This is a genomic window from Serratia sp. BNK-33-b (genome assembly GCF_048684565.1).
GTDB lineage: Bacteria > Pseudomonadota > Gammaproteobacteria > Enterobacterales > Enterobacteriaceae > Serratia > Serratia marcescens.
This window is the reverse complement of sequence record NZ_JBLQTZ010000001.1, coordinates 1535854-1548531: the sequence shown is the minus strand read 5'-3', so window position 1 is coordinate 1548531 and position 12678 is coordinate 1535854. Positions and strand designations below refer to the sequence as shown.

The 12678-nt window shown below is 58.1% G+C and carries 12 protein-coding genes; 5 read left to right on the top strand and 7 right to left on the bottom strand.

Features of this window, described 5'->3' with window-relative positions; all coding sequences use genetic code 11:
* Nucleotides 1-58 precede the first annotated feature (58 nt).
* From ACMGGK_RS07340 to ACMGGK_RS07325, 4 genes are all read right to left on the bottom strand, one after another.
* Entirely contained in the window at nucleotides 59-1126 is a 1068-nt protein-coding gene (locus ACMGGK_RS07340) for an erythritol/L-threitol dehydrogenase (protein WP_016927009.1), read from the bottom strand.
* Nucleotides 1127-1480: 354 nt separating this feature from the next.
* The gene (gene tmaR / locus ACMGGK_RS07335; protein ID WP_004935612.1) at nucleotides 1481-1798 is read right to left on the bottom strand and encodes a PTS system regulator TmaR; all 318 of its coding nucleotides are present in this window, start codon (nucleotides 1796-1798) and stop codon (nucleotides 1481-1483) included.
* A 160-nt stretch (nucleotides 1799-1958) separates the two neighbouring features.
* The gene (locus ACMGGK_RS07330; RefSeq protein ID WP_016927008.1) at nucleotides 1959-3026 is read right to left on the bottom strand and encodes an FUSC family protein; all 1068 of its coding nucleotides are present in this window, start codon (nucleotides 3024-3026) and stop codon (nucleotides 1959-1961) included.
* A 94-nt stretch (nucleotides 3027-3120) separates the two neighbouring features.
* Complete coding sequence (locus ACMGGK_RS07325) at nucleotides 3121-3888, bottom strand: N-acetylmuramoyl-L-alanine amidase (RefSeq protein ID WP_197834823.1); 768 nt, start codon at nucleotides 3886-3888, stop codon at nucleotides 3121-3123.
* A gap of 175 nt (nucleotides 3889-4063) precedes the next feature.
* Here ACMGGK_RS07325 and ACMGGK_RS07320 point away from each other — a divergent pair, with 175 nt between their 5' ends.
* A complete protein-coding gene (locus ACMGGK_RS07320; protein ID WP_019453597.1) occupies nucleotides 4064-4810 on the top strand; it encodes a S24 family peptidase in 747 nt (248 codons plus the stop codon).
* A gap of 34 nt (nucleotides 4811-4844) precedes the next feature.
* Here the strand turns inward: ACMGGK_RS07320 and ACMGGK_RS07315 are convergent, their stop codons facing one another.
* Complete coding sequence (locus ACMGGK_RS07315; protein ID WP_049298904.1) at nucleotides 4845-5954, bottom strand: SDR family oxidoreductase; 1110 nt, start codon at nucleotides 5952-5954, stop codon at nucleotides 4845-4847.
* Between the two features lie 258 nt (nucleotides 5955-6212).
* On the opposite strand from ACMGGK_RS07315, the gene ACMGGK_RS07310 reads away from it, so the two are divergent.
* From ACMGGK_RS07310 to sbcB, 3 genes are all read left to right on the top strand, one after another.
* On the top strand, nucleotides 6213-6419 hold the full coding sequence (locus ACMGGK_RS07310) for a hypothetical protein (RefSeq protein WP_016927004.1): 207 nt from the start codon (nucleotides 6213-6215) through the stop codon (nucleotides 6417-6419).
* A 54-nt stretch (nucleotides 6420-6473) separates the two neighbouring features.
* Complete coding sequence (locus ACMGGK_RS07305; RefSeq protein WP_016927003.1) at nucleotides 6474-6662, top strand: DNA polymerase III subunit theta; 189 nt, start codon at nucleotides 6474-6476, stop codon at nucleotides 6660-6662.
* A gap of 90 nt (nucleotides 6663-6752) precedes the next feature.
* Complete coding sequence (gene sbcB / locus ACMGGK_RS07300; RefSeq protein ID WP_016927002.1) at nucleotides 6753-8180, top strand: exodeoxyribonuclease I; 1428 nt, start codon at nucleotides 6753-6755, stop codon at nucleotides 8178-8180.
* 71 nt (nucleotides 8181-8251) lie between these two features.
* On the opposite strand, the gene ACMGGK_RS07295 is transcribed toward sbcB, so the two are convergent.
* Both ACMGGK_RS07295 and ACMGGK_RS07290 read right to left on the bottom strand, forming a co-directional pair.
* Entirely contained in the window at nucleotides 8252-9619 is a 1368-nt protein-coding gene (locus tag ACMGGK_RS07295) for an APC family permease (protein WP_004935642.1), read from the bottom strand.
* Between the two features lie 535 nt (nucleotides 9620-10154).
* A complete protein-coding gene (locus tag ACMGGK_RS07290; protein ID WP_028127730.1) occupies nucleotides 10155-11573 on the bottom strand; it encodes a glutamine synthetase family protein in 1419 nt (472 codons plus the stop codon).
* A gap of 395 nt (nucleotides 11574-11968) precedes the next feature.
* Between ACMGGK_RS07290 and puuR the strand changes: the two genes are divergently transcribed.
* Nucleotides 11969-12526 carry an HTH-type transcriptional regulator PuuR gene (gene puuR / locus ACMGGK_RS07285; RefSeq protein ID WP_016927000.1) on the top strand — a complete coding sequence of 186 codons (558 nt, stop codon included), beginning with the start codon at nucleotides 11969-11971 and terminating at the stop codon, nucleotides 12524-12526.
* The last annotated feature ends 152 nt before the right edge of the window (nucleotides 12527-12678 follow it).

The following is a 12678-nucleotide window of genomic DNA, read 5'->3' as shown; positions in this document are numbered from 1 at the left end:
GGCCCCCCATTGCGGATGGGCCGGCGGTCGTGACTGCAACAGCGGTACGGCGGGAAAATCAGGGAACCAGGATCACCTTGATGGAATCGGTCGAGTCCGCCAGGGCGAAGGCTTCGTCCCAGTCGTTCAATGAATAGCTGTGGGTGACCACGCCGTTTGAGGTCACCAGCCCGCGCTCGAACAGATCGATGGCGATTTCATAGCTGTAGGGCGCCAGGTGCGCGCCGCGAATGTCCAGCTCTTTGCGATCGCCGATGATGGACCAGTCGACGGTGGTTTCCTTGCCAAATACGCTGAACTCCACGAAGCGGCCCAGCTTGCGGATCATCTGCAGCCCCTGGGTGACGCCGATCGGCGCGCCGGTGGCCTCGATATACACGTCGCAGCCGTAGCCGCCGGTCAGCGATTTGACAATCTGGTCGGCGTCTTCCTTCAGCGGGTTGATCACCACGTCGGCGCCGAATTCCTTCGCCAGCGCCAGCCGCTCGTCGATGGCGTCGATCACGATCAGTTTCTTCGGCGTCTTCAGGCGCGCCACCTGCACCATGCACAGCCCGAGCGGCCCGGCGCCGGCCAACACCACCACGTCGTCCAGCTGGATGTCGCCGCGCGCCACGGTGTGGATGGCGCAGGCCATCGGTTCGATCAGCACCGCGTCTTCATGGCTCAGGCTTTCCGGGATCTTGTGCACGATAGCGTTCTCGGAAAAGCGCATGTATTCCGCCATGCCGCCCTCCGCCACGTCTTTCTGGAAGCCGTAAATGTTATGCGTCTCACACATCCAGTAACTGCCGGATTTGCAGTAACGGCACTCCCAGCACGGCACGATCTGCTCGGCGATCACCCGCTCACCGATCCGGTATTTGCCTTCCGCGCCCTCGCCCAGCGCGGCGATGCGGCCGTAGAACTCATGTCCCGGCACCACCGGCGGTTTGACCCACGGGTTCTCCCCCCAAAACATCTGCGCGCCGTTCTTGCACTTGCAGTCGCCGGCGCAGATGCCGCAGCCTTCCACCTTGATCACCAGCTCGCGCGCTTTCGGCAGCGGCGTGGGCACCTGTTCGAAACGGTAGTCCTGCGGGCCGTGGCAAACGACCGCGCGCATTTTTTCCGGCAACTGGCTCATCTCTTCCTCCAATACACTCGTTAAACGCTTGAAAATTCTAAATGTTGACGTTGTCATTTTTATTCAACAAAAAACGAGCAACGAAACAACATGTTAAATTTCAATAAATTAATCATAAAACATCTCGAAAACTCAAAATGACAACGTGAACATTGATAGACATATAACCAAAGCTGCAAAAATAATTGTTTGAGCAAAATCACAGTTCGTTAACATTGCGGCTAAAAATGCTACAAATGCGGATCGCGATCCCATTTACGGGATCGATGAGGATCGGGAGATGATCGAAACGGCAGGAAGAAGATGATTGGCAGGAATGCGGGCCAGGCATCGCGCCCGGCCCGATAAAGCGGGTTACTTCACTTCACCCATCGCTTTCAGCTTTTTGGACAGCTCGCGGCGCTCTTTGGACAGATCGGCATTTTTGATGATGTAGTCATCAACGCGATCTTCGTAGTCGCTGCGCATGTTGGCGATGATGCCCTGAATGTCTTCAATGCTCATGCCGGGCTTGATGTACTCGCTCAGGTTGTCGAGCAGCAGCACGCGCTTCTGGTTATCACGAATTTTCTTTTCGTTGTCGACGATCTCGCGTTGCAGTTTGTTTTTGCGGCGGAACATACGCACAAACTCCAGCACGTCCTGGAAACTCGGCTTATTTGCATTATCCATCTTTATACCCTTGCTTTAGTAATACACAGATTCATTTGCTTACGGCCACATGGCACCAAGATACAGGTTTGTGGCGGTCCGGCACAACAGTGATTGCCTTATCTTACCCACTTTGCCCCGGCGGCCAAAACCCAAAGCGCCGCCTTCATGATCTGACCCCTTATTCACGCCCGGCGGCGGTGCAGACCTGGAGCAGATCCCCCAACTCTTCCAGCTGCTGCGCCAGCTCCATGCTGAGCCAGACATAGCCGTAAATCGGCGCTTCGCCGTGCTGACCGAGGCTGACCTCCTGCATCAGCGTTTTCAGCTCGCCGGCGATCTCCGCCAGCTGCCCCGCCGCCGCCTGCCGCTGCGCCTGTGGCCCTTCGCGCATCAGCAGCGCCAGCGATTCCAGCGAGCTCAGCGTCAGCAGTTGGGTGCTGCGCAGCGTGCGGGCGTTTAGCATGATGAAGTGCGTTTCGCGCGAAGCCCAGTAGGCGTCGGCCATCAGTTCCAGCGTGCACACCAGATTGCGGCTGAGGGTTTGCACCGCCTCGAACACCGCTTTGGGGATGCGGGTTTCCTTGCTGGCGGGCACGATCAGGCTGCGCAGCTTCACCACCTGATTCAACAGATCCTTGAGCTGCGGCTCCAGCCGCGGCCGCTCAATGACGTTCGGCGAAAAGTAGGCGCCGTAAATTCGGGCGGCGGTTTGCAGGCAGTCCGCCATTTGCATGCGCCACAGAATGTAGGCGCGCTGCGGGTAGATGCTGGTGAACAGCAGCGCCAGCAGCGAGCCGAAGATCACGTCGCCGCTGCGCCAAAGCGCAGTGTGCATGTCGCCGGCGCCCGCGCCGCACACCACCGCCAGCGTGATCCCCACCAGCAGCGCCATATACGGCCGTTTGCCGAGCGTCAGGTAACCGCAGACGAACATCACCACGCCGCACCAGACCAGCATCAGCGGCAGCGAATAGAGTTCCAGATACAGGGCGATCAGGCCGGACGCGGCGCCGAACACCGTGCCGGCAATGCGTTGCAGCGCCCGCTGCAGCACGTTGCCCCAAAACGAGATCGGCCCCATCACCACCACCAGGGTGATCAGCGGCCAGGTGCCTTCGGGCACCGCCAGCAGGCGGATCAGCAGAAAGGTCAGGATAAACGCCAGCCCGATGCGCACGCCGTGAACGACGCGATAGTGGCGATAGGTCAGCAGTTCAAGGGGAGAGATTTTTCGATCGAGGCGCACGATGCCTCCGATAAAGACCAGCCAGGCCGCTATTTTAGCGGAGGAAGCCCGGCGAGGAAAAGGCGAATGAGGCGTCCCCCATTCGCGGTCAGGCTCAGGCGGCGTACTTGTCGACCAGCGCGCGCAGAACGGCGGCGGTTTCGACATCCATCACGCCGTCATACTTCTGCGGACGGAAGTGCAGCTGGAACGCGCGCACCAGCTGGCGATAGCCTTCTGCGGTGTTCGCCGCCGAGGTGTCATAGCCGTATTGGGCGAACAGTTTCAGCAGATCGGCCTGCGCCGGCAGGCCCTGGCTGCAGTATTCCTGCTGGCGCTGCTGCTTGGTCGCTTCGTCATACCAGGCGCCGACGCCGGCCTGATACAGCTGCTGCCACGGGAACTGCGGGCCCGGATCGCTCTTGCGGCCCGGCGCGATGTCGGAGTGCGCCACCACGTTCACCGGCGAGATGTCCGGATAACGCTGCAGGATGTTCTGCGCCAGCTGGGTGACCGCCTCAATCTGCTGCGGATTGAACGGCGGGAAGGTGATGTTTTCACCGTCGCCGCTCGCCAGATTGACGATCTCGATGCCGATCGAGGTGTCGTTGATATTGCTGCGGGTGCCCCACTGGCTGGTGCCGGCATGCCAGGCGCGCTCGTTCTCGTCCACCAGGTTGAAGATGCGCACGCCGCTGAAGCCGGCCGCCTGATAGGTCACCTCGGTCGGATCCGGCACCAGGTAGTGCGCGCTGACCGATTTTCCGGTCAACGACGTCACCGAGTCGGCGAAGTTTTGCGCCGTGTAGTGCAGCACCAGAAAACGCACGCGGTGGCCGAAGCTGGCGACCGATCGGTAGCTATTGTAATCAATCTTGTACATCGTAAAGTCCCTCTCTCGTTTGATTTCACTGAGCGGCTCCTCATCATGACAGGCCGCCCCGCACGGGTGAACCCTTGGCCCACCCTTTTGTTTTAGCTAATTGCTAAATTATGCGCAAGTGTTTTTTAGCAAAATAGTTATTTACCTTTTTGCTAAAGAGTGCGATCATTGCACGATGGAAACTAAAGAAATCAGGCGCAACAATCTGCGCGAATTGATGGCCCGCTACGCCCGGCAAGGCGTCAACCAGAATGAGTTCGCCACGCTGGTTGAGTCTTCCGCGCCGACGCTGAGCCAAATCATCGGGGAAAAATCCTCCCGCAATCTTGGCGACAATCTGGCCAGGCGGATCGAGGCCAGGCTGAATTTGCCCAAGGGCTGGTTCGACGTGTTTCACGAAAAGCAGCTGGTGCGCCCGTTTGACAACGTGGCGGCGGAGTCGGACTTCCAGCCCGCCCGTTTGAAACCGGTGGTATGGGAAGATACCGAACAAGACAAGGAAGAGTTTGTGGAGATCCCGCTGCTGGATATTGATTTTTCCGCCGGCGACGGCTGCTACGAAATCGTCGATCGCGAGGAGTTTTCGCTGATCTTCCGCCGTTACTATCTGCACAAGATGGGGGTGGCGGTCAACGCCGCGCGCATTATCCGCATCTCCGGCTCCAGCATGGAACCGCGCCTGCAGGACGGCGACGTGGTCGGCATCAACACCGACGACACGCGCATCCGCGAGGGCAAGACCTACGCCATCCGCCACGGCAATTTGCTGCGGGTGAAGGTGCTGATCGAGCAGCCGGACGGCGGCGTCATCATCCGCTCCCTCAACCGGGAAGAGTACCAGGACGAGCATCTCAGCTATCAACAGCGCAAGGAGCAACTGGTGGTGCTCGGCCGCGTCTTCTGGTCGTCTTCGTCCTGGTAGCAGAGCAACCTCGGGCGCCTGTTGCGCCCGGCGGTTATTTGAAGTCCACCACCATCTGCTGCTGGATAGACAGCCCGCGCGTCGACTGCACGCAGCCGGCGATGTAGTCGGTGAAACGCGGCGGTTTCGGCATGCCCAGCTTGAGGATCTTCTCGTTGCTGAAACGCACGTTGAGCATGGCGAACGAGCCGTACAGGCGCATCGCTTTGAGCATCAGCCGCTCGTTGCACGGGCCGAAAATGTCTTTCAGCTGACGGCGCATTTTCACCAGCGCGTCATAGGTCACCTGCGCATACTCATCGCCCACCGGCGCTTTTTCCAGGGCCGCCGCCATGGCGTTGTCAATTTCAGCAAAGCTGACGCTGCTCTCCTCACCGGCGGAGATGTGATAAACGTCGTTCTCCAGCGTTTCGCTGTTCATCAGCATCACCAGCGCATCCGCGCAGTAATCCGCCGGAATCACGTCGATATTGTCCTGCAGCGAGCACATGAACTTGCGCAGCATCAGCGCCATGCCAAACACCCAGAAAATGCTGCTGGAAGGCTGGCAGCCCAGCCGGGTGTGCCCCACCACAATCGACGGACGAGCGATGGTCAACGGCATTTGCGGGCAGCGCTGGCGCATCAGCTGTTCGATGGTGGATTTGGAACGGGTATATTCCACCAGGTGCTCGGCGTCCTCCTCAAACTCGCCGCTCTCCGCCACCAGCGAACCCGGCTCCGGCGAACAGGACATGGCGGTGCCAACGTGCAGGAAGCGTTTTAATCCCGGCACCTGCGCCATTCTTTCAGCAAAAGTCAGAGTGCCTTCTACGTTTACCTTCCAAATGAGCGGGTTATTACCAAATGAAGCAACGGCCGCGCAGTTAATAACGTGCGTGACATTGTTAATACGTGCGTCAGTTAAAAAGTCGGCCGGCTCGGAAAGATCGCCCAACAATATATTTTCCATCGTAATTTTAGACAGCAGATTCGCGTCGATATTAAACTTTTCCATATTCGCGCGAATACGGGCCAGCCCTTGCTGCGCATCATCGGCGCGCACCAGCAAAAGATAATTAATAGACTGATTTTCAATCAATAATTTTTCAAGAACTGCACCACCGAGAAAGCCGGTAGCGCCGGTCAACAGTAGCGTTTTCATCATTGTCACCCACATTGGCATTGAATGTGGGAGATTGTATCTGCGGATATTTAAACAAATATTAAATAGAATTACGGCGCCCAGACTCACTTTTCTTAATATTATCTTAAGGAATCTTTTGAAACATCCACCCTGGGTTTAGTAACAAAAGAACCGCGTAGATTCCATGATTAATCTCCGCCGTTTAAATACCATTGATGTAGTGCCTGATTTAATTTAACGGTCAATGTTATTTCTCTTTTCGTCCGTGGAGGACTTATGACCTATAACCAAAAAATCTGGTTGGGGGTTTTACTGCTGTGCACCCTGTTTTGGGGGGCGGTGATAAGCGGCGCCTGTTCGCTGTATAACCGGGCGGATCGCCTCAATGCGCACCAGGCGCAGAGCGAGTTCGCCGCGCGTCACAGTCTGACTTCCAGCTCACAGCAAAGCGCTCAGGCGTCCACCTCCCCTCGGAATGGGTAGGGACAAGACCCGCTAACGATCCTATTATACCCTAAGGTTAACAGGGAGATAACGATGGTTCGAAAGCTGGATAGCTTACCGCAGGCGCAACGCGAGAAAATAGAAACCGATTTGCTGGCCATCAGCGTGATCTACAACGAGCGCTACGGCATCGCCTCGACCCAGGCGGAAACAGAACGACAGATCCCCGACCACCTGCTCCCCTACTTTCATCAGCGGCTGGATTTCTATCGCCGTGCGTAATTGCGCGCATTTCGCTAACCGCCGCTTGGCATCGCTCCCCACGCCGTTACAATAGGGGCATATTGTATCCGCCACTGAAGAGACGCGATTTTGAGCAGCAAGGCAACGGCCACATTTTACATTCACGACTATGAGACCTTCGGCAAGAGCCCGTCGCTGGACCGCCCGGCGCAGTTCGCCGGCGTGCGCACCGATATGGATTTCAACATTATCGAAGAGCCGCTGGTCATCTACTGCGCCCCGGCCGACGACTACCTGCCGGAACCCGAGGCGGTGATGATCACCGGCATCACGCCGCAGGTGGCGCGAGCCAAAGGCGTTAACGAGGCCGAGTTCACCCGCCAAATCCATCAGGCCTTCAGCGTGGCCGGCACCTGCATTCTCGGTTACAACAACATCCGTTTCGATGACGAAGTGAGCCGCAATATCTTCTATCGCAACTTCTACGATCCCTATGCCTACAGCTGGCAAAACGGCAACTCGCGTTGGGATCTGCTGGATGTGATGCGCGCCTGCTACGCTCTGCGTCCGGACGGCATCGTCTGGCCGGAAAACGAAGACGGTTTCCCCAGCTTCCGCCTCGAACACCTCACGCGCGCCAACGGCGTCGAACACACGCAGGCTCACGATGCGATGTCGGACGTTTACGCCACCATCGCGATGGCCAAGCTGGTCAAGCAGGCGCAGCCGCGGCTGTTCGATTTCCTGCTGCAGCACCGTAACAAACACAAGCTGAACGCCCTGATCGACGTCGCTGACATGACGCCGCTGGTGCACGTCTCCGGCATGTTCGGCGCGGCGCGCGGCAACACCAGCTGGGTGTCGCCGTTGGCCTGGCACCCGGACAACAAGAACGCGGTGATCATGTGCGATCTGGCCGGCGACATGACGCCGCTGTTGACGCTGAGCGCCGAGCAACTGCGTGAACGGCTGTACACCCGCCGCGACGATCTGGCGCCGGATCAGGCGCCGGTGCCGATCAAGCTGGTGCACATCAACAAATGTCCGGTGCTGGCGCCGGCCAAAACCTTGCTGCCGGAGAACGCCGAGCGGCTGGGCATCGATCGTCAGGCGTGTCTGCAAAATCTGCAGCTGCTGAAACAGCATCCGGAAGTGCGCGAGAAAGTGGTCGCGCTGTTCGCCGAAGCCGAGCCGTTCAAAGGCGCCGACGACGTCGACGCCCGCTTGTACGACGGTTTCTTCAGCGACGCCGACAAGGCGGCGATGAGGATTATCCAGCAGACCAAGCCGCAGAACCTGCCGGCGCTGGATCTGGCCTTCAGCGACGGCCGCATGAAAGAGCTGCTGTTCCGCTTCCGCGCGCGCAACTACCCGAATACGCTGGACGACGCCGAGCAGCGCCGCTGGCTGCAACATCGTCAGGAAGCCTTGAGCGCGGAGCGCGTGCAGAGCTATCTGCTGCAGCTCGAATCGCTGTATAACCTGCACGAAGGCGACAAAGAGAAAACCGCCCTGCTGAAAGCGCTGTTCGATTACGGCAAAGAGTTGGTGGGATAAAACCCGCAGCAAGCAGAAAAGGAAAAGGCCGCGAAAGCGGCCTTTTTTGTGGCTGAGGAGACGACTCGCGCTTAGGCGGCGTCTTCGCTCGCTTGCGGCACCGGCAGACGGAAGCTGCGGGTGACGAAGGCCAGGTAGATCAGACCGATGGCCGCCCAAACCAGGCCCAGCGTCATCGAGCTGGCTTCCAGGTTGATCCACAGCGCGCCGACGGTCAGTGCGCCCATCACCGGCAAGATCAGGTAGTTGAACGTGTCCTTCACGGTGCGGTTCATCTTGTCGCGAATATAGAACTGCGAGATCACCGACAGGTTGACGAAGGTGAAGGCCACCAGCGCACCGAAGTTGATCAGCGCAGTCGCGGTCACCAGGTCAAACGACACTGCGGACAGCGCGATGGCGCCAACCAGCAGCACGTTCAGCGCCGGGGTACGCCACTTCGGATGCACATAGCCGAAGAAGCGAGTCGGGAACACGCCATCGCGGCCCATTACATACATCAGACGCGAAACGCCCGCGTGCGCCGCCATGCCTGACGCCAATACCGTCACGCAGGAGAACACCAGGATCACCGACTGGAAGAACTTGCCCGCCACGTACAGCATGATTTCAGGCTGCGACGCGTCAGGATCCTTGAAGCGCGAGATGTCCGGGAAATACAGCTGCACGAAGTAAGACACCACGATAAAGATGATGCCGCCGATCAGCGCCGTCAGGAAGATGGCTTTCGGGATCACTTTCTCTGCGTCTTTGGTTTCTTCGGACAGCGAGCTGATGCCGTCGAAGCCCAGGAACGAGAAGCACAGGATGGTCGCGCCGGTAATCATCGGCACCACGTGAGCGTTATCGGACCAGAACGGGCGGCTGCTGACCAGCGTACCGGCGCCTTCGCCGTGGTAAACGCCGTTGATCACCAGGCCCAGAAATACGATCATGATCGCCACCTGCACCACCACGATGATGGAGTTCAGGTTAGCCACCAACTTGATGCCGCGCAGGTTGAAAATCGTCATCAACCCGACCAGCACCGCCACGAAGATCCAGGACGGGACGCCCGGGAAGATCGCTTCCAGGTAAATCTTGGCCAGCAAAATGTTGATCATCGGCATGAACAGGTAGTCCAGCAGCGATGACCAGCCCACCATAAAGCCGACGTGCGGACTGATGGCTTTCTGGGCGTAGGTGTAGGCGGAACCGGCGGAAGGGAACTTCTTCACCAGCTTGCCGTAGCTCAGGGCGGTAAACAGGATCGCCAGCAGAGCGAAGGCGTACGCGGTCGCGACGTGACCATCGGTCAGGCCGGATACGATGCCGAAGGTATCGAAGATGGTCATTGGCTGCAGATAAGCCAGACCCATCATCACTACCGGAACCAATGTCAGGGTTTTACGCAGCTGAGTGCGCTGAGCCGGAGCGGCGTTAAGGGTGTTATCGGACATTGTTCAGCCCCCCCTTACCTTGAGCCTTGCGGATGGCGGACACGCCAAGACTTAAGGTTGCGGGGAAACTTCGCAACGAGCGACTTAATTCTAAAAGAAGGGGATTGTAAGCTGGATAACGGGTCGAGGTAACCTCGGCTGCTCCATAGTCGCTGCGGCCACAGCGGAAACCGGCGGGCACCGGCGCTAAAGTGAAAAATTGCCCCATCTTTCTAATCCTCATGAGTCACGACCATAAAGTTTTGTTTGATCGTGCACGAAACTATTTATCTATCCGGATCGGTGTCCGGCCTCGCTTGGTGTATGAAACGCTACGTTGGTAAAACTAAATGCAAAAAAAATAACCGACGCTTTCAAAACGTCGGCTATCTGCATTTGAGATATTTTGCACCAGAATGCCTCCGGATGACAAGATCCGGAAGCCCTCAAATACAAATTCTTTTTGTCGATCGAACGGAAAACCAGCCCGGCAGGCGAATTAATCCGCTACCGGCAGGCCGGTCGCCCGCACATACTTCTTACTTTATACGCCCATTCAGGCATTTTTCAACATCCAGTCGATCTCTGTTTCCGTCACCCGCCGTTCAAACTGCAGCAATTCGTCCGTCTTGCAGGCGTGATAAACTTGGGTGAAACGCTCGCCCAGATAGTGGGTCAACGCGTGCTGATGTTCAAACTCGTACAGCGCATCGCTCTGGCGGATCGGCAGCGGCAGCCCCTCCTGCTCCAGCCCGTTGCCGGTCACCGGCTCAGGCAACGGCAGCGCGTTGTCCAACCCGTACAGCATGCCGGCCAGGATCGCCGCCATCACCAGATACGGATTGGCGTCGGCGCCGGCCACGCGGTACTCCACCCGATGATTCTCCGGTTCGCCGCAGGGGATGCGCAGCGCCACGGTGCGATTGTTGTGGCCCCAGGCGGCCTGGATCGGCACATACATCCCCGGCTGGAAACGCCGATAGGCATTGACGTTCGGCGCCAGCAGCGCCATCGACGCCGGCATCAGGGTGATCATTCCGGCCAGCGCCTGTTTCAGCAACGGTGAATCCTCGCCTTCGCCGTCGGCGAACAGGTTGTTACCCGCCCCGTCCTGCATGCTGACATGCACGTGCATGCCGCTGCCGGCGTAATCCTCATAGGGTTTGGCCATAAAGGTGGCGTGCATACCGTGGTTCTCGGCCACTAGCCGCACCAGCCGCTTCAGCGCCAGCGCGTGATCGCAGGCCAGCAAAATATCGTCGGTATGACGCAGGTTGACCTCGAACTGCCCCGGCGACGCCTCCGCCACCGCGCCGTCCGCCGGCAGCCCCTGCAGCTTCGCCAGCGCGTCGATATCGTTCAGCACCTCAGCGAAATGGTTCAGGTTATCGACGGAATACACCTGGCTTTGGGTGTTGCGCTCCTGGGTGCCGGGCGCACACGGCGGCTGCAAATCGCCTTCCGCGTCGCGCAGCCTATCGATGAGATAAAACTCCAGCTCTACCGCTGCCACCGGGAACAAGCCGCGCTGTCGCAGCGCCTGCCACACGCGGTTCAGCACATTACGGGGTTCAACGTCAAAGGGAGTGCCATCTTCATCCAGCATGGTCAGCAACACCTGGCCGATATGCTCCGGATCGGCGGCCGACGGCGTCAGCGAGCCGGGCACCGGCAGACAAATGCGATCAGGCTCGCCGAGCTCCTGCCCAAGACCGGTCTCCTCCACCACGTTGCCGAGGATGTCCATGGCGAACACCGACGCGGGGAAGTAGCTGCCTTTTTCCAGTTTTTTCAACCCTGAGACGGGTATGCGCTTGCCGCGGAAGGAACCATTGAGATCGGTGAGAAGGATATCGACATACTGCGTGGCGGGATGGCGTTCCAAATAATGAGCAACCTCATTTTGGAACGCGCTACTTCGCCTCTCTTCATGATGCTGTGCAAAATGTTCAACTGCTGCGCTATTGGTTTGCATACGTCACCCGCCATTATGCTCTTAAGGCGCGTTAGCGCCCGTCCGCCGTTCGATTCAACACATGATTGGATTTCTCGCCAGGTCGCGCCGCTGCCGGGCGCTCAAAATAACATCCACAATATGAAACATAGTATTAACAGAATGGGTTTGCAAATGTTACAATCCTGTTTGATTATTCACCACCGGCTGCTAAATTGATAAAATATTGACCGAAAAGGCCTTGCTGCCATTTTTACGTCAACTATTTCGTCCAACGCACCGAGAGTGAACATGGGCAATATATTTTCCAAACCTGCCCTAACTATCGATATCATGCAGCATCGTTATCGCCCAGACAGGCGCCCGATAACGATATTCATGTCTGCCTGTCGCCCCTACCAGAAGGAAGTACCGCTATGAGCGAAGCCAGCTTGGCACCGGGCAAACGCCTGTCACAGATCCGTCAGCAATTGGGTTTGTCGCAGCGCCGGGTCGCCGAACTGTCCGGGTTAACCCACAGTGCGATCAGCACCATCGAACAGGACAAGGTCAGCCCGGCCATCAGCACGCTGCAAAAGCTGCTGAAGGTGTATGGCCTGTCGCTGTCTGAATTCTTTGCCGAACCGGAGGCCGTCGACGAACCGCGCGTGGTGATCGACGCCGAAGATCTGATTGAGATCGGCAGCCAGGGGGTGTCGATGAAGCTGGTGCACAACGGCAGCCCGACGCGCAACCTGGCGATGATGCTGGAAACCTACCAGCCCGGCACCACCACCGGCGAAAAGATCAAGCATCAGGGCGAAGAAATCGGCACCCTGCTGGAGGGCGAGATCGTGCTGACCATCAACGGCCAGAGCTATTGCCTGACCGCCGGTCAGAGTTACGCCATCAACACCGGCATTCCGCACAGCTTCAGCAATACGTCGGCGCGCATTTGCCGCATCGTCAGCGCACACACCCCTACCACCTTCTGACCGCTTCTCGCACCGGCGCAGCCTGACGCGGGTTGCGCCCCTGCCTCTCCACGTTTTTCATCGCCGTTATGCCATTTTGTTGGTTGCCAACGGCGCAATCTGTGTTACAACAGAGCAAAACAGCCATCTAAACATCTAAACGGCCTTACTAC